The 16,408-nt window shown below is 68.8% G+C and carries 15 protein-coding genes and 1 tRNA gene; 5 read left to right on the top strand and 11 right to left on the bottom strand.

Translation table 11 applies throughout. The annotated features are described in order from the left end of the window. Positions 1 to 98: 98 nt before the first annotated feature. From ACIHFB_RS39020 to ACIHFB_RS39010, 3 genes are read right to left on the bottom strand one after another with little or no spacing between them, the layout of a single operon-like run. Positions 99 to 995, bottom strand: a complete 897-nt coding sequence (locus tag ACIHFB_RS39020) for a carbohydrate ABC transporter permease (RefSeq protein WP_365283117.1) — start codon at positions 993 to 995, stop codon at positions 99 to 101. Beyond that, on the bottom strand, positions 992 to 2,020 hold the full coding sequence (locus tag ACIHFB_RS39015) for a carbohydrate ABC transporter permease (protein ID WP_400129382.1): 1,029 nt from the start codon (positions 2,018 to 2,020) through the stop codon (positions 992 to 994). The genes ACIHFB_RS39020 and ACIHFB_RS39015 overlap by 4 nt, the downstream gene beginning before the upstream one ends. Beyond that, positions 2,017 to 3,339 (bottom strand): extracellular solute-binding protein, encoded by a 1,323-nt coding sequence (locus ACIHFB_RS39010; protein WP_400129381.1) that lies wholly within the window; start codon positions 3,337 to 3,339, stop codon positions 2,017 to 2,019. The genes ACIHFB_RS39015 and ACIHFB_RS39010 overlap by 4 nt, the downstream gene beginning before the upstream one ends. Before the next feature lie 329 nt (positions 3,340 to 3,668). Between ACIHFB_RS39010 and ACIHFB_RS39005 the strand changes: the two genes are divergently transcribed. Beyond that, positions 3,669 to 4,724, top strand: a complete 1,056-nt coding sequence (locus ACIHFB_RS39005; RefSeq protein WP_365283111.1) for a LacI family DNA-binding transcriptional regulator — start codon at positions 3,669 to 3,671, stop codon at positions 4,722 to 4,724. Between the two features lie 85 nt (positions 4,725 to 4,809). Here the strand turns inward: ACIHFB_RS39005 and ACIHFB_RS39000 are convergent, their stop codons facing one another. The 5 genes from ACIHFB_RS39000 to ACIHFB_RS38980 form a co-directional block, all read right to left on the bottom strand. Next, positions 4,810 to 5,310 (bottom strand): GNAT family N-acetyltransferase, encoded by a 501-nt coding sequence (locus ACIHFB_RS39000; RefSeq protein ID WP_400129380.1) that lies wholly within the window; start codon positions 5,308 to 5,310, stop codon positions 4,810 to 4,812. 66 nt (positions 5,311 to 5,376) lie between these two features. Next, positions 5,377 to 5,449: transfer RNA gene (locus ACIHFB_RS38995), tRNA-His, on the bottom strand. A gap of 94 nt (positions 5,450 to 5,543) precedes the next feature. After that, positions 5,544 to 6,164: an oligoribonuclease gene (gene orn / locus ACIHFB_RS38990; RefSeq protein ID WP_365283107.1), complete on the bottom strand. Its 621-nt coding sequence runs from the start codon at positions 6,162 to 6,164 to the stop codon at positions 5,544 to 5,546. Between the two features lie 145 nt (positions 6,165 to 6,309). Beyond that, the gene (locus ACIHFB_RS38985; RefSeq protein ID WP_400129379.1) at positions 6,310 to 7,524 is read right to left on the bottom strand and encodes a helix-turn-helix domain-containing protein; all 1,215 of its coding nucleotides are present in this window, start codon (positions 7,522 to 7,524) and stop codon (positions 6,310 to 6,312) included. 378 nt (positions 7,525 to 7,902) lie between these two features. Continuing rightward, positions 7,903 to 8,223 (bottom strand): hypothetical protein, encoded by a 321-nt coding sequence (locus tag ACIHFB_RS38980; RefSeq protein ID WP_365283105.1) that lies wholly within the window; start codon positions 8,221 to 8,223, stop codon positions 7,903 to 7,905. Positions 8,224 to 8,539: 316 nt separating this feature from the next. Between ACIHFB_RS38980 and ACIHFB_RS38975 the strand changes: the two genes are divergently transcribed. Together ACIHFB_RS38975 and ACIHFB_RS38970 are read left to right on the top strand one after the other, a co-directional pair. Further along, positions 8,540 to 9,067, top strand: coding sequence for a universal stress protein (locus tag ACIHFB_RS38975; RefSeq protein ID WP_365283103.1), 528 nt, complete (start codon positions 8,540 to 8,542; stop codon positions 9,065 to 9,067). A gap of 150 nt (positions 9,068 to 9,217) precedes the next feature. After that, complete coding sequence (locus ACIHFB_RS38970; RefSeq protein WP_400129378.1) at positions 9,218 to 9,781, top strand: GPR1/FUN34/YaaH family transporter; 564 nt, start codon at positions 9,218 to 9,220, stop codon at positions 9,779 to 9,781. Positions 9,782 to 9,950: 169 nt separating this feature from the next. On the opposite strand, the gene glmS is transcribed toward ACIHFB_RS38970, so the two are convergent. Beyond that, a complete protein-coding gene (gene glmS, locus ACIHFB_RS38965) occupies positions 9,951 to 11,768 on the bottom strand; it encodes a glutamine--fructose-6-phosphate transaminase (isomerizing) (RefSeq protein ID WP_365283099.1) in 1,818 nt (605 codons plus the stop codon). 14 nt (positions 11,769 to 11,782) lie between these two features. Then, entirely contained in the window at positions 11,783 to 12,040 is a 258-nt protein-coding gene (locus tag ACIHFB_RS38960) for a hypothetical protein (RefSeq protein WP_365283097.1), read from the bottom strand. A gap of 186 nt (positions 12,041 to 12,226) precedes the next feature. On the opposite strand from ACIHFB_RS38960, the gene ACIHFB_RS38955 reads away from it, so the two are divergent. Continuing rightward, entirely contained in the window at positions 12,227 to 13,786 is a 1,560-nt protein-coding gene (locus ACIHFB_RS38955; RefSeq protein ID WP_365283095.1) for a metallophosphoesterase family protein, read from the top strand. A gap of 25 nt (positions 13,787 to 13,811) precedes the next feature. Here the strand turns inward: ACIHFB_RS38955 and ACIHFB_RS38950 are convergent, their stop codons facing one another. Then, positions 13,812 to 14,693, bottom strand: a complete 882-nt coding sequence (locus ACIHFB_RS38950; RefSeq protein WP_400129377.1) for a DUF4429 domain-containing protein — start codon at positions 14,691 to 14,693, stop codon at positions 13,812 to 13,814. A gap of 93 nt (positions 14,694 to 14,786) precedes the next feature. Between ACIHFB_RS38950 and ACIHFB_RS38945 the strand changes: the two genes are divergently transcribed. Beyond that, a complete protein-coding gene (locus tag ACIHFB_RS38945) occupies positions 14,787 to 16,358 on the top strand; it encodes a beta-N-acetylhexosaminidase (protein WP_365283091.1) in 1,572 nt (523 codons plus the stop codon). Positions 16,359 to 16,408 lie beyond the last annotated feature (50 nt).

Raw genomic sequence — 16,408 nt, 5'->3', positions numbered from 1 at the left:
AAGCGCTCCCATTGGAGGTCGTGAAGACCGGAGATTGGGGGAGGGGGGACAAGGGGCCGAGGCGGCGGTGACTCGGCCCCTCGGGCGGCGTCCGGGCGTCAGCCCTTGATCGCGCCCTGCATGATGCCGCCCACGATCTGCTTGCCGAACAGCAGGAAGGCGATCAGCAGCGGCAGCGTGCCCAGCAGCGCGCCCGCCATGATCACCGCCTGGTCCGGGACATAGCCGGTACCGAGGGAGTTCAGCGCGACCTGCACGGTCGGGTTCTCCTGGTTGAGGGCGATGATCGGCCACAGGAAGTCGTTCCAGGCGAACACGAACGTCAGCAGGCCCAGCACGGCCATCGCGGGCCGCGCCGCCGGGAAGACCACGTGCCACACGACCCGCAGACTGCTCGCCCCGTCCACCCGCGCCGCCTCGATCAGCTCCGTCGGCAGCGCCTGCACCAGGTACTGCCGCATGAAGAACGTGCCGAACGCGGTGCACAGGGTGGGCAGGATGACGGTCTGGAGCTGGTTCGACCAGCCCAGGTCGGCCATCCACAGATACAGCGGTACGACGGCCAGCTGCGGCGGGATCATCATCGTGCCGATGGTCAGCAGGAGCAGCGCACCGGAGAACCTGAACCGCAGCTTGGCGAAGGCGAACCCGGCGAGCGTGGAGAACAGCACCGTGGAGACGGTGATCGTGCCCGCGACGAACGTCGTGTTGAACATCGCCGTGCCGAGACCCGCCTCCTCCCACGCCGTCTCCATGTTCTTGAACAGGTTCCCGCCGAACCACAGCGGCGGCGGAGTCTCCGCGAGCCGCCGGTCGGTGCGCGAGGCGGCGATCGCCGTCCACACCAGCGGCGCCAGCGACACCAGCGCGAAGACGGTCAGGACGACGTAGGTCACCGGGCCGGCGTGCCGCTGCTTGCCCGCGCCCATGATCCGGCGCCGTGGCGCGTCGCTCTTCACCGGCGCCTGAGGTCGCGTCAGTTCACTTGTGGTCATTGGGACTTCCTCAGACGTCGGGTGAACACCAGATTGATCACGGCGACGATCACCAGGATGAGGAACATCGACCACGCGATTGCGGACGCCTTGCCGAGGTTGCCGATGATCCAGCCCTGGTCGTACATGTACAGACCGAGCGTCTGGTACTGGTGGTCCGAGCCGCCCTTGGAGCCGCTGACCCCGCCGAACAGCAGGGGCTCGCCGAAGAGCTGGGTCGCGCCGATCGTGGAGACGACCACCGTGAACAGGATCGTCGGCCGCAACTGCGGAATCGTCACATGGATGAACTGCTGCCAGCGGTTCGCGCCGTCTATCGACGCCGACTCGTACAGGTCGGACGGGATCGCCTGCATCGCCGCGAGATAGATCAGCGTGTTGTAGCCGGTCCACCGCCAGATCACGATCGACGACACGGCGAACTGCGAACCCCAGTCCGACTCACGCCAGTTGATCGGATCGATGCCGATGCCGCCGAGCGCCCAGTTGATCGCGCCGCCGTCCCAGGAGTACAGCAGCACGAACACCAGCGTCGCCGCGGCGACCGAGGTGGCGTACGGGGTGAGCATCACGACCCGCCACATCGTCGAGCCGCGCAGCCGGTAGTTGAGCAGGTGCGCCAGGCCGATCGCCATCATCAGCTGCGGCACGGTCGAGATCACGCCGATGGTGAACGTGTTCCACAGGGCGTTCCAGAAGAAGTCCGAGGACAGCAGGTTCTGGTAGTTGTCCAGGCCCGCCCACTTCTGGTTGTCCAGATCGGCCAGCTGCACGTTGTGCAGCGAGTACCAGGCCGTGTACAGCAGCGGGATGAGGCTGAACGCCCCGAAGACGATGAAGAAGGGGGCGATGAACGCGTACGGCGACGCCTTCATGTCCCAGCGGTACAGCCGGCTCCGCCAGGAACCCGGGCCCGGGGGCGGCTTACCGCGACCGTGAGCGCCCCGGGCCGCGCCCGGCTCATCGCCGGACGCGGCCTCGGCGCTCGACGCAGGATGCGCGAGTGCCTGCTTGGAGCTGGTCACTGGCCGAGCACGTCCTTGATCTCCTTGCCGGCGGCGTCCCAGCCCTCGTCGGCGGACTTGCCCTTCTGCTCGACCTGGAGAATGCCGATGTCGGTCAGCGCGGTGTTGATCGCCTGGTCCTTGATGCCGAAGTACTGCGTCGGGATGGTCTCGGCCGAGGCCGAGAAGATGTCCGTGATCGGCGCGTTCGAGAAGTAGGCCGTGGTGGCGGCCGCCGGCTTCAGGCTGTCGTACGCCGACGGGGTCGACGGGAAGCTGGCCTGCTTGGCGAAGACCTTCGCCTGCTGCTCGGGCGCGGTCAGCCACTTCGCCAGCTCGACGGCCTCCTTCTGGTTCTTGCTCGCCGTCGGCACACCGAGGAACGAGCCGCCCCAGTTGGACGCGGTCGGGGCCGCGGCCACGTCCCACTTGCCCTTGCCGGAGTCACCGGACTTCTCCTGGATGTAGCCGATCATCCAGGCCGGACAGGCCACGGTCGCGAAGGTGCCGTTGGCGTAGCCCTGGTCCCACGGCTTGTCGAACTGCTTCAGCTTCGCCGACATGTTGCTGGTCGCCACCTCCATGGCGACGTCCCAGGCCTTCTTGACACCGTCGGACTTGTCCCAGATGACGGTTCCATCTGTTTCGTAGTAGCGCTCGGTCCCGCCGCCGAGGGCCGCGTTGTAGACGGAGGAGGCGGAGTCCACGAACTTGGTGCCGCTGGGCGCCTTCTCCATGTACTGCTTGCCGACGTCGACGTACTTGCCCCAGTCGCCCTTCCACTGCTCGGCGAGCTTGGTGCGGTCGGTCTCCAGGCCGGCCTTCTGGAACAGGTCCTTGCGGTAGCAGATCGCCATCGGGCCGATGTCGGTGCCGAGCCCGATCACCTTGCCGTCCTTGGAGGTGGCCTGCGCGGTCTTCCAGTCCAGCCACTGCGAGGTGTCGGCGTCCTTGCCGAGGTCGACGAACTTGTCGGCCTGGGTCTCCACGGCCTCGGTCACGTTCATGACCTCGATCGCCTGGATGTCGTCGGTGCCCGAACCGGCCTGGAGCCGGGTCAGCGTCTTCGGCCAGTAGACGTCGGTCCGGGTGGTGACGTTCTCCTTGATGTTGATGTCGGGGTGGAGCTTCATGTACTCGTCGTACAGACCGGCCTGCTTGTAGCCGAAGACGCCGAACGTACCGACGGTCAGGGTGGTCTTGCCGTCGGCGTTGCCACCGCCCTCGTTCGATCCGGAGTCGTCCGAGTCCTCGGCGCAGCCGGCCAGCAGGCCCGTAGTCAGCGCGGCGGCGACCGCGAGGGCCGACAGCCTGCGGGACCGGCGGGTACTCGTGCGCATTGCGTCCTCCTGTTGCCTGACGTGCCGACCCCCCGGCCAACTGCACTGTTGGGCCCGTTGGTTCTCGCTGCGGCGCGGGCGGGGAACGTGCGGGATGTTTATGTGTCAGGTACTGTGGGAGCGCTCCCACATGTGATGTGTTGAAGAGTCGTCGGTCCGGGCGGGGGTGTCAAGGGAGCGGGCGCGGAGAGATGCGTTCAGTTATCGGGCCGTTAACTGGACTCGGGGTCGGGGTCCGGGCGGTCGGGGCGGCGGCGCGGAAGGTCACCATCTCAGCCACGACTGTTAGATTCCAGGCCGGCGCGTCAACGGTGGAAAGGCGGAGCCACATGGCAATCCATGGAGCGCGGAGCCGCAGTGGCGGTCGGCCCACCCTCGAGGAGGTCGCCGCCCGCGCCGGGGTCGGCCGGGGCACGGTCTCCCGGGTGATCAACGGCTCGCCCCGGGTCAGCGACGCCACCCGCGCGGCCGTCGAGGCGGCGGTCGCGGAACTCGGCTACGTCCCGAACACCGCTGCCCGCGCCCTCGCCGCCAACCGCACCGACGCGATCGCCCTGGTCGTCCCCGAGCCGGAGACCCGTTTCTTCGCGGAGCCGTACTTCTCGGACATGCTGAAGGGTGTGGGCGCCGAACTCTCCGACACGGAGATGCAGTTGCTGCTGATCTTCGCGGGCAGCGACCGGGAGCGCCGCCGGCTGGCCCAGTACCTCGCCGCCCACCGTGTCGACGGCGTCCTGCTGGTCTCGGTCCACGCGGACGATCCGCTCCCCGACCTTCTCGCCCAGCTCGAGATACCCGCGGTGATCAGCGGCCCGCGCTCGGCCGCGGAAACGCTCACCTCGGTCGACTCCGACAACTACGGCGGCGCCCGCTCGGCCGTGGAGCACCTCCTCTCCCGCGGCCGCCGCACGATCGCCCACATCACCGGCCGCCAGGACGTCTACGGCGCCCAGCGCCGCGTCGACGGCTACCGCGACGCCCTGCGCGACGCGGGCCACGACGTCGACGAACTCCTCATCGAACCCGGCGACTTCACCGAGGAGGGCGGCAACCGTGCGATGGCGAGACTGATCGAGCGCTGCCCCCACCTGGACGCGGTCTTCGCCGGCTCCGACGTGATGGCGGCGGGCGCCCGCCAGGTCCTCCGCGAGGCAGGCCGCCGTATCCCCGACGACGTCGCCCTCGTCGGCTACGACGACTCCGCCATAGCCCGCCACATGGACCCGCCCCTCACCAGCGTCCGTCAGCCCATCGAGGAAATGGGCCGCCGCATGATCGACCTCCTCCTCGCGGAGATAGCCGACCGCCGCCCGCCGGCGTCCCGGGGCCTGGAGCGACGGCAGGTGGTACTGGCGACGGAACTGATCCCGCGCTCGTCGTCATGACGCCGCGTCCCTTGCCGGGCGTCCCGATGCCGGTGAACGCTTCGGTGGCGCAGGGGAGTTGAGGGCGGCGCGGCAGGCGGCGCCGTCAGTGGCCCAGTTCCAGGCGCCAGCGGATCTCGCCGTCGTGGGTTTCGGTCGTCGGGGTCAGGCCGGCTGCGGTGGCGACGGCGGACGAGGCGGTGTGGTAGGGGTGGATGTGGGCGATGACCGTGTGCAGGGAGGAGTGGTGGCTCAGGTGGGTGACCAGGGCGCGGGTTGCTTCTGAGGCGTAGCCGTGGCCCTGCCAGGGGGTGCCCACCACCCAGGCGATCTCCGCGACCGGGCCGGTGATCGTCGCCTGGACGGTGCCGATCAGATGGGAGTCCGTGCGGTGGCGCAGGACCCAGTTGCACCAGGAGACGGCCGGGTCGGGGGAGCCGGTGACCAGGCGTTCGTAGCGGGTGCGCAGGGCCTCGGGGGTGCTCGGGGTGCCGCCGATGTAGGTGTGCAGGGCCGGGTCGGACAGTGCGGCGGCCATCTCGGCGGCGTGCTCGACGCGCAGGGGAAGCAGGTCGAGGCGGGCGGAGCTGATCGGCTCGGTGTGCAAGGGGACCCCCGGAAACGGGATCAGCCGGTGGCTTCGATCTCTCGAAGCCACCGGCTGATCACTCAGGGTGAGTGACGGGACTCGAACCCGCGGCATCCTGGACCACAACCAGGTGCTCTACCAGCTGAGCTACACCCACCATGACCGGTTCGACGAGTGTTTTCCCCGACCGGCCGAGAAAAAGTGTACAGGGTCCGAAGGGGTGCTCGCGCCTGGCTTTCGCGGCGCCCGAATCAGGGGTGCTGACCTGCCTGCTGAGCAGGTAGGACGTGCTTCGCGGCGATCGCCTTGGCGGTGTCCGAGTCGGGGCCCGGCTGGGGCACGAAGACGGCCTCGCGGTAGTAGCGCAGTTCCGCGATGGACTCCCGGATGTCGGCGAGAGCGCGGTGGTTGCCGTTCTTCTCGGGGCTGTTGAAGTACGCCCGCGGATACCAGCGCCGGGCCAGTTCCTTGATCGACGACACGTCGACGATGCGGTAGTGCAGGTACTCCTCGACCTTGGGCATGTCGCGCAGGAGGAAGCCCCGGTCGGTGCCGACGGAGTTGCCGCACAGGGGCGCCTTGCCGGGCTCCTTGACGTGTTCCCGGACGTAGGCGAGCACCTGTTCCTCGGCGTCCGCCAGTGTCGTACCGGCCGGGAGTTCGTCGAGCAGCCCGGACGCGGTGTGCATCTGACGCACCACTTCCGGCATCGTCTCGAGCGCGGAGTCCGGCGGACGGATGACGATGTCCACGCCCTCACCGAGTACGTTCAGCTCGGAGTCGGTGACGAGGGCGGCTACCTCGATGAGCGCGTCGTCGGACAGCGAGAGGCCGGTCATCTCGCAGTCGATCCACACCATGCGATCGTTCATGCGACCACCCTAAAGCCGACGTAGGCGAATCGGGTGCCCCGTGCTCGTGCGGGGCTCCATTGGAACTGTGCCGGGCACACGCAAACGCCGGACGGGCCGAGATTGCCCGTCCGGCGTCAGTGCGTACGCGGACCCTGCTATGTGCTTACGTCCCGCTGCGCTGCCCCGGCACGCTGGCGGCCAGGGACGGCCCCACTCCGCTGGCCGCCGGGGTCCGGCGGGTCTGCATCGGCACCGGCCCCGGTCCCGGGCCCTCCGGATGGAGGGCGGGCGCCGGGCTCGGGGAGCCAGGTGAGCCGGCCGGGACCGACGTCCCGTCGGTGTCCGCCGGCCTCTCGCCCTGCGGCCTGCGCGCCCGGTAAGCGGCCCGGTACGCCGCCGGCGACGAGCCGAGCTGGCGGCGGAAGTGCCCGCGCAGCGCCACCGGCGAGCGGAAGCCGCAGCGGCCCGCGACCTCGTCCACCGAGTAGTCCGACGTCTCCAGAAGGCGTTGTGCCTGGAGGACCCGCTGCGTGATCAGCCACTGCAACGGGACGCTTCCCGTGAGCGAGCGGAAGCGGCGGTCGAACGTACGACGGCTCATGTACGCGCGCGCGGCAAGCGTCTCCACGTCGAACTGCTCGTGGAGATGCTCCAGCGCCCAGGCGACGACCTCGGCGAGCGGGTCGGCGCCGATCTCCTCTGGTAAAGATCGATCGAGGTAGCGCTCCTGACCGCCGCTGCGGCGCGGCGGGACCACCAGGCGCCGGGCGAGCGCGCCGGCCGCCTCGTTGCCGTGGTCCGTCCGCACGATGTGCAGGCACAGGTCGATTCCGGCCGCGGTGCCTGCGGAGGTCAGTACGTCGCCGTCGTCCACGAAGAGTTCGCGTGGATCGACGTGCACCGACGGGTAGCGCTTGGCCAGCGTCGGCGCATACATCCAGTGTGTTGTCGCGGGGCGGCCGTCCAGCAGGCCTGCCGCCGCGAGGACGAAGGCGCCGGTGCACAGCCCGACTATGCGGGCCCCCTCTTCATGTGCCCGCCGCAGCGCGTCGAGCGCTTCCTCCGGTGGCGGGGAAGTGATCGAGCGCCAGGCAGGCACGACGACCGTGCCCGCCCGCGAGATCGCTTCCAGGCCATGCGGCGCGGTGAGTTCCAGGCCCCCTGTGGTCCGCAGCGGGCCGTCCTCGCCACCGCACACCAGCAGGCGGTAGCGCGGCACGCCGGCGTCCTGGCGGTCGATTCCGAACACCGACAGCGGTATGGAACTCTCGAAGATGGGGCCGCCGCTGAACAGCAGCACCGCGACGATCTCCTTGCGGCGTCGCCCGGAAAGTTTCCGGGCCGCGGCTTCCGGCGCGGCAGTGGAGTCGTGGCTCATACTGCTAAGCCCCCCTCGGTGGTCGCGGCTCCTCGGTTGTGTCGCTCCTGCACGTTTCCCCTCGGTCCTGCACGAGTCCCCCGCCGTAAGACAGTCAAGATCGAATCTACTGCGTCCCGCGATGCCGAGGTGACCAGTTCACCACCCGGCACATTGTCGACTTGGCAACTTGGCGTGAAGCATTCGATCACGAAGCGTTGCACTCGTGGGCCGTGCAGGGAAGTGCGCCTCGTCGCAGTGGCCAATCCCTGTAGGGTGCGCAGGCCCTCTTGGGCCCTTTCGGTGCAGGTGGAACGGGGCGTGAGGGGTGTTCAGGGCAAGGGATGCGCGGTGGCCAGAAGTTGGCTGAAAAGAAGTGGTTCCGTGCGCGGAAACCGGTCAGTCGACCGGTGTGTTTCCCCCAGCATGCCGTCCGCCCCTGTGGGCTCCGGTGCCGCTCCTGTGATGGCGGCCACGGTGCGGGGCGGGTTCGTCGGCGAGCAGCCGGGCCGCGCCGCGCTCGGAGTGGCGCAGCAGAACCCGGCAGACGGCGGTGACGGCCGCCAGGCCGAGGGCCGTACCGGTGGCGCCGGCGAGGGAGGTGCCGTAGACGAGGAGGACGACGGGGACGAGGACGCAGCTGAAGGCCGCCCAGCGGACCACATCGGTGGCGGTGTCCTGGGAGTGGTGCGTCTCGGGGGTGGGGCGTGGGCCGGACATGTGCGTGCTCCCGGGGTTGATCGGTCGCCGGGTTCAACGCGTGTTCGAGGCGTCGGTCACTCTAGGGGGTGCCCGGGCCGGACGGGGGCCGGGTAAGTGAATGCTGTGCAAACCGCCTGTACAGCGCAGCAACCATTGCGTTACGGGCGTGCCCTCGTGCATGCTCCCTGGAACCCCCGCAGCGGTTGTGCGGGATCTGGGCTAAGGAGGCGTGCCGCCGTACCCTTGGGGGTATGGGGTTGGGAAGATGATTCCCGGACACAGCTCCGCCGCACACTGTCGTCCCTCCCAAAAGGATCGCAACGCCGAGACAGCCATGGCCGGTCACGAATTCTTCGAACCCGCGGACCGCAAGCGGCCGGTCGCCGACCACACGGCGTCCGAGCCCCAGGCGGCGGAAGAGACACGTCACTCCTGCGACCCCGCTTTCAAGCACGGCGTAGTCGTCGGCTTCGACGGGTCCACCTCCAGCGAGCGCGCCCTCGCGTACGCCATCGGGATGGCCCATCGCTCCGGGTCGGGCCTGATCATCGTCCATGTGGCCAACCGGCTGCCCACCACCGTGTGGGCCGGCTGCGAGCCACCCGTCTTCGTGGACGTCCCGGACCATCGCACCGAAGTGCTGGGGCTCGAACTCGCCTGTGCGGACTATCTCGCCGAGGTGCCCTGGATCCTCGTCGAGCGCGGTGGCGACATCTGCCACGAACTCGAAGAGGTCGGGCGGGAGTACGAGGCGGACGCGATCGTCGTCGGGTCCACGCAAGGCATCGTCGGACGGATTTTCGGATCCGTCGCCGGGCGGCTGGCCAAGCGCGCCAAGCGGCCCGTCGTTGTCATTCCGTAACTCCCCGTTGTCCCAGGTGAGATGCGGACTTGGCGCGTTCGATTCCCTTGTGGCAGTGCGTAAATCTACTGACGCGTAGAGGTGTTTGTGCCCTTGTGAAGGGCATATATCGGTCACCGCGCAACTGCACATGCATGAAGGGAGCCCGCCGTGGACAACGACGTCTCTGCGGGAAACACCACCACGATCGTCGGCCGACTCGCTCTTGGGATCACCCTCCTGGCCTTCGGGCTCGGGTACACCGGTGTGATCGACGGTGTGACGGCGGCCGACGCCGTATCAGTGGCCCAATACGTGGGCGGCGTAGCCTTGTTCGTCGCCGGCCTGATGGCCTTCCGCGACCGTGACACCGTCTCGGGTGCGGCATTCTCGGCGCTCGGCGCACTCTGGTTCACCTGGGCCGTCTCCGCGGACGCGGCTGTCGCCGACAATGCGGCCGGGTTGTTCCTGCTGCTGTTCGCCCTTGTGGCGCTGTCACTTACCTTCGCGGGTGGGGACCAACTCGGGCAGGGCGCCTACGGGTTGTTCTTCGTCTCGCTGCTGCTCCTCGCCATCGCTCGGTTCGCCGACAACGACGGTCTGACCAAGGTCGGTGGCTGGTTCGCCGTCGCGGCCGGTGCCGTTGCCTGGTACGCGGCGACTGCTGCGCTGGCTCATTGGCCCACGGCTCTTCCGCGACGTGCTGCCGGCCGGGGTGTGACGGCCACCGGTTAGCTGCGCCGGCTGGGGAGTTGGGCGGCTTCCCGGCGAAAGGGACGGACCCCCCGTGAATGGTGGCATCACGTGGGGGTCCGTTCTGTTGTGTGGCCTCTGCGGGTCCGGTGGGGGTTGCTCGCGCAGTTCCCCGCGCCCCTAAAAGCCAAAAGCCAAAGGCCAAAGGCCTCTACTCCACCGTTACTGACTTGGCCAGGTTCCTGGGCTTGTCGATGTCCCTGCCGAGGGTCAAGGCCGTGTGGTAGGCGAGGAGTTGGAGGGGAATGCCCAGGAGGATGGGGTCCAACTCGTCCTCGTTCTTGGGGACTACGATCGTCTGGTCGGCCTTCTCCTGGGGCTGGTGGGCGACGGCGAGGATCTTGCCGCTGCGGGCCTTGATCTCCTCCATGGCGGCGCGGTTCTTCTCCAGGAGGTCGTCGTCGGGGACGATGGCGACCGTGGGCAGGGCGGGCTCGATGAGGGCGAGCGGGCCGTGCTTGAGCTCGGAGGCGGGGTAGGCCTCGGCGTGGATGTAGGAGACCTCCTTGAGCTTCAGGGAGGCCTCACGGGCGACCGGGTAGCCGCGGACGCGGCCGATGAAGAGCATCGAGCGGGCGTCGGCGTAGCTCTGGGCCAGCTTCTCGATCTCGCCCTCCTGCTCCATGATCTCGGCGATCTGGGCGGGGAGCTTGCGCAGGCCCTCGATGATGCGCTTGCCGTCGCGGACCGAGAGGTCCCGGGTGCGGCCGAGGTGGAGGGCCAGCAGGGCGAAGGCCACCGTCGTGTTGGTGAAGCACTTGGTGGAGACGACGCAGACCTCGGGGCCCGCGTGGACGTAGATGCCGCCGTCGGCCTCGCGGGCGATCGCCGAGCCGACGACGTTCACCACGCCCAGCACCCTCGCGCCCTTGCGCTTCAGCTCCTGGACGGCGGCCAGTACGTCGTACGTCTCACCGGACTGGGAGACGGCGATGTAGAGCGTGTCGGGGTCGACCACGGCGTTGCGGTAGCGGAACTCCGAGGCGGGCTCGGCGTCCGCGGGGATGCGGGCCAGCTCCTCGATCATCTGGGCGCCGATCATGCCCGCGTGGTACGAGGTGCCGCAGCCGAGGATCTTCACGCGGCGGATCTGGCGGGCCTCACGGGCGTCCAGGTTCAGGCCGCCGAGGTGCACCGTGGAGAAGCGGTCGTCGATGCGGCCGCGCAGGACGCGGTCCACGGCGTCGGCCTGCTCGTGGATCTCCTTGTGCATGTAGGTGTCGTGGCCGCCCATGTCGTAGGACGCCGCTTCCCATTCGACGGTGGTGGGCTCCGCCGTGGTGCGGGTGCCCTCCGTCGTGTACGTGCGGAAGTCGTCGGCCTTGAGGGTGGCCATCTCGCCGTCGTCCAGCGTCACTATCTGGCGCGTGTGGGTGACCAGCGCGGCGATGTCCGAGGCGACGAACATCTCCTTCTCGCCGATGCCGAGGACGACCGGGGAGCCGTTGCGGGCGACGACGATACGGTCGGGGAAGTCGGCGTGCAGGACCGCGATGCCGTACGTGCCCTCGATGAGGCGCAGCGTCTCGCGGACCTTGTCCTCCAGCTTCTCCGCCTGCGAACGGGCGATGAGGTGGACGAGGACCTCGGTGTCGGTCTCGGAGAGGAACTCGACGCCGTCGGCCTCCAGCTTACGGCGCAGGTCGGAGGCGTTGTCGATGATGCCGTTGTGGACGACGGCGACCTTGCCCTCGGCGTCGAGGTGCGGGTGGGCGTTCACGTCGGAGGGGGCGCCGTGGGTGGCCCAGCGGGTGTGGGCGATGCCGGTGGTGCCCTTGAAGCGGGCGGGCACCTTGGCCTCCAGGTCGCGGACCCGGCCCTTGGCCTTGACCATCTTCAGGCCTGCGGTCTTGGGCGTGGTCACGACGATGCCGGCCGAGTCGTAGCCCCGGTACTCCAGGCGCTGGAGGCCCTCAAGGAGCAGGGGGGCCACATCGCGCTTCCCGATGTATCCGACGATTCCGCACATATATATAGGTATCCCTAGCCATAGACGATGCGGCGCAGCTGGCGGAGCGTGAGCTCCGGCGGTGCCACGGCCCGGTATTTCAGGTCCGCCTCGATCCGTTCGAAGATCTCCGCATTCACCAGGCCCTGGGCCTGGAGCTCGCGGTGGCGGCGACGGACGACGTCCTCGGTCGTCTCGTCGAAGTAGGCGAGCACGTCCTGGATCACGCGCAGCGCCTCGCCCCGGTTGAGGGGCGTGGACCGCGTCAGATGATCAACGAGTTCGTCGTGCACCCGGTAGATCCTGGGGTACCGGCGACGCTTTCGCAAGAATCCTGCCCGATATCGGGCAACCGCCTGTTGAAACTCTTTGGGAGAACGTTGAATCCGTCATGAGCACCTGTTCGCACGCTGTCCATCCGGAGGAACTCAGCTCGTTGCCCGGGGGGACGAGTTTCAGACGCCATGGACATTCCTCGCATGGGCGTACCCGAGCAGCTTGCCGAGCGCATGAGCATGGCCGAGCAGCATGAGTACCTGCGCGCCAAGTTCTCGCGGCGCACGATGATCAGAGGCGGCGCCGTCACGCTCGGTGCCGTCGCCGGTGGCGCGTTCGTACCGGGCGCCACCGCCCAAGCCGCGGTTCCGACGCAGCGGACGAGCACCGAGACCGTCGACGGCGCGCTGGTCGCCCCGTTCGGCCGTCACCTCTCCTACGGCAATGACGCGGCCACCGAGATGACCGTCTCCTGGCAGGTCCCGGTCGCCGTCAAGAAGCCGTTCGTCCGCATCGGCACCCACCCCTGGGACCTCTCCCGCAAGATCGACGCCGAGGTGCGCACGCTGTACACCCCGGCCGGGGTCGGCGCCAGCGCCGATCACACCCAGTACTACGTGCACGCCAAGCTGACCCACCTGCGCCCGGGGAAGACGTACTACTACGGCGTCGGTCACCAGGGCTTCGACCCGGCCGAATCGCACCTGGTCGGCACCCTGGGCACCTTCACCACCGCGCCCGACCGCAAGAAGCCCTTCACCTTCACGGCCTTCGGCGACCAGGGCGTCAGCTACCACGGCCTCGCCAACGACAGCCTGATCCTCGGCCAGGACCCGGTCTTCCACCTGCACGCCGGTGACATCGCCTACGCCGACCCGGCCGGCGCGGGCAAGACCGCCGACACCGGCTTCGACTCGCGGGTGTGGGACCAGTTCCTCGCCCAGACCGAGTCGGTCGCCAAGTCGGTCCCGTGGATGGTGAGTTACGGCAACCACGACATGGAGGCCTGGTACTCGCCCAACGGCTACGGCGGCGAGGAGGCCCGCTTCACGCTCCCCGACAACGGGCCGGACAAGAAGAACCTGCCGGGCGTCTACTCCTTCGTCTACGGCAACACCGCGATCATCTCGCTGGACCCGAACGACGTCTCCTTCGAGATCCCGGCCAACCTCGGTATCTCCGGCGGCACCCAGACGACGTGGTTCGAGGCCCAGCTGAAGAAGTACCGGGCCGCGCACGGCATCGACTTCATCGTCGTGTTCTTCCACCACTGCGCCTACTGCACCTCCACCGCGCACGCCTCGGAGGGGGGCGTGCGCCAGGAGTGGGTGCCGCTGTTCGAGAAGTACACGGTGGACCTGGTCATCAACGGCCACAACCACCAGTACGAGCGCACCGACGTCCTCAAGGGCAACAAGGTCGTCAAGAAGCTGCCGATCGGCGAGACCGCGTACTCCGAGACCGAGGGCGTCGTCTATGTGACGGCGGGTGCGGCGGGCCGCAGCCTGTACGCGTTCAGCGCGCCGGACTCCTACGAGGGGCACCTGAACGAGGTCGACTCCGTGGCCTCCTTCATCAACACCAAGGACGGCAAGGTCGACGAGACCGTCACCTGGTCCCGGGTGCGCTACCTCAACTACTCGTTCCTGCGCGTGGACGTCGAGCCCGCGCCGCGCGGCCACTACGCCAGGCTGAAGGTGTCGGGCATCGCCGAGACCGGTGACCGCATCGACCACTTCACGGTCGCGCGCAAGGCCAAGTAGCGACTCCGTCCGCCGGCGGCGGTCCTCACATCCGTTTGAGGACCGCCTGCTTGGCCATGGAGAACTCCTCGTCCGTGAGCACGCCCGAGCGGTGCAGCTCGCCGAGCTCGCGCAGCCGCCGAAGCAGCGCGTCGTGGTCGTCCTCACCGCCCGACGCGGCCGGGGCCACGGCCGCTTCCAGCTGTCGTACGTCCGTGGCGGCGGCCGCGGCCGGATGCGGGAGCCGGGCCTGTACGGCGGCGGCGACCAGGGCCATCAGCGGGTCCTTCTTGAAGCCCCACAGCTCGACGGAGTTGGGGTCGTACTTGGGCGGCGCCTTGGTGGGCGCGTTCTTCACGGTGAAGCGGAGGTAGCCGTTCTCCAGGCCGGCCGACGGGTGCCATTCCACGGCCGTCAGGTCGGACACGGTGAGCGTGCGGGTGCCTGCGGCGGCCTTGGCGTCCTCGGTCTTCCAGTTCCACTCCAGGCGGATGCGCTCGCCGTCGAAGCTGGCGGTGCCGTCGCCCGCGGAGACCGACAGCGGAACGGCCGGACCCGGCAACAGGTACTCGGACACCGGGTCGGACGGCACCTCGTCCAGGAGCAGGGCGTTGCGGACCTCGTCCGTGAAGTACTCGGCGACGCCGTAGCGGTCGGACTCGACGGTCAGCTGATAGGGGTCGTGGGGTTCGGCGAGCCGGCCGCCGGTGGCGTGCAGCAGCGGATCGGCGCCGTCCCGCAGCCGGAGCCGCAGCCGCCCGGTCTTCCTGCCCTGCTCGAAGGAGACGCCCGCCAACGCGCCCAACGGGACCACGAGTTCACCCAGGGTCTTGCGGAGCAAACTGACGTTCTTGTCCCGTCCGGGGGTCAGCCGCAGCGCGTCGCCGTCGAAGATCCAGGTGCCGTCCCTCTGGATGATTTCCGCCATGAGAGGGATTGTTTCACCGCTTCTGCGAGAGAGTGGTCTCTACCAATCCTGAAGGGAGCGCATGTGAGACGGCACCACAGAACGACTCCCCGTATGTTCCGGCTCCTCGGTTCGCTGCTGCTGGTGGCGACGGCCGGGGCATTCACGGTCGGGGCGGCACCGGCCCCGAAGACCTCCGCGACGCCACTGGACCAGGTGATTCCGGCCCCCGCCTCGGTCGACGCGGGCGGATCGCCGTACCGCATCACCGACTCCACCCGTATCCGCGTCGACGGCTCGCGCGAGGCACGCCGGGTCGGCGAGTATCTGGCGGATGTCCTGCGACCGTCGACCGGATATCGACTGCCGGTCACGACCCATGGCTCCGGAGGCATCCAACTCCGGCTCGGCAAGGGCTCCTTCGGCGCCGAGGGCTACCGCCTCGACAGCGGGGGCAAGGGCGTCACCCTCACGGCGGCGGCGCCCGCCGGACTCTTCCACGGCGTCCAGACCCTGCGCCAGCTCCTGCCCGCCGCCGTCGAGAAGGACTCCCGGCAGCCCGGGCCGTGGCTGGTCGCGGGCGGCACGATCAAGGACACCCCGCGCTACGGCTGGCGCGGCGCCATGCTCGACGTCTCCAGGCACTTCTTCACCGTCGACCAGGTCAAGCGCTATATCGACCAGTTGGCGCTGTACAAGGTCAACAAGCTGCATCTGCACCTCAGCGACGACCAGGGCTGGCGCATCGCCATCGACTCCTGGCCGCGCCTGGCGACCTACGGCGGTTCCACGGAGGTGGGCGGCGGCGCCGGCGGCTACTACACGAAGGCCGACTACAAGGAGATCGTCCGGTACGCGGGCTCCCGCTACCTGGAAGTCGTCCCCGAGATAGACATGCCGGGCCACACCAATGCCGCGCTGGCCTCCTACGCCGACCTGAACTGCGACGGCGTGGCACCCCCGCTGTACACAGGCACCGAGGTCGGCTTCAGCTCGCTGTGCGTGGACAAGGAGATCACGTACGACTTCGTGGACGACGTGGTGCGTGAGCTGGCCGCGCTGACCCCGGGCCGCTATCTGCACATCGGCGGCGACGAGGCGCACTCCACCAGCCATGCGGACTATGTGAAGTTCATGGACCGGGTGCAGCCGATCGTCGCCAAGTACGGGAAGACGGTCGTCGGCTGGCACCAGCTGACTGGAGCGACGCCGGCGAAGGGGGCGCTCGCCCAGTACTGGGGGCTGGATGACACCAGTGCCGAGGAGAAGGCACAGGTCGCTGCCGCCGCGGCGAACGGGACCGGGATCATCCTCTCCCCGGCGGATCGGCTCTACCTCGACATGAAGTACGACGCGAATACGCCGCTGGGGCTGTCCTGGGCGGGGTACGTCGAGGTGCAGCGGTCGTACGACTGGGATCCGGGTGCGTATCTCGCGGGGGCGCCCGCTTCGGCGATCCGGGGTGTCGAGGCGCCGCTGTGGAGCGAGACGCTCGACAGCTCGGCGGACATCGAGTACATGGCGTTCCCGCGGCTGGCGGGGGTGGCCGAGCTCGGTTGGTCGCCGGCGGCCACGCACGACTGGGACGGGTACAAGGTGCGGCTTGCTGCGCAGGGGCCGCGGTGGGATGCGCTGGGGATCGGTTTCTATCGGTCGCCGCAAGTTCCGTGGGGCTCTGGGTCGTGATTCGGCTGCGGCCCGGTGGGGGCTGGTCGCGCAGTTCCCCGCGCCCCTGA

The organism is Streptomyces sp. NPDC051963, assembly GCF_044593495.1.
Taxonomy (GTDB): domain Bacteria; phylum Actinomycetota; class Actinomycetes; order Streptomycetales; family Streptomycetaceae; genus Streptomyces.
The sequence above is the reverse complement of the archived record's forward strand: the minus strand, read 5'-3'. Positions and strand labels throughout refer to the sequence as shown.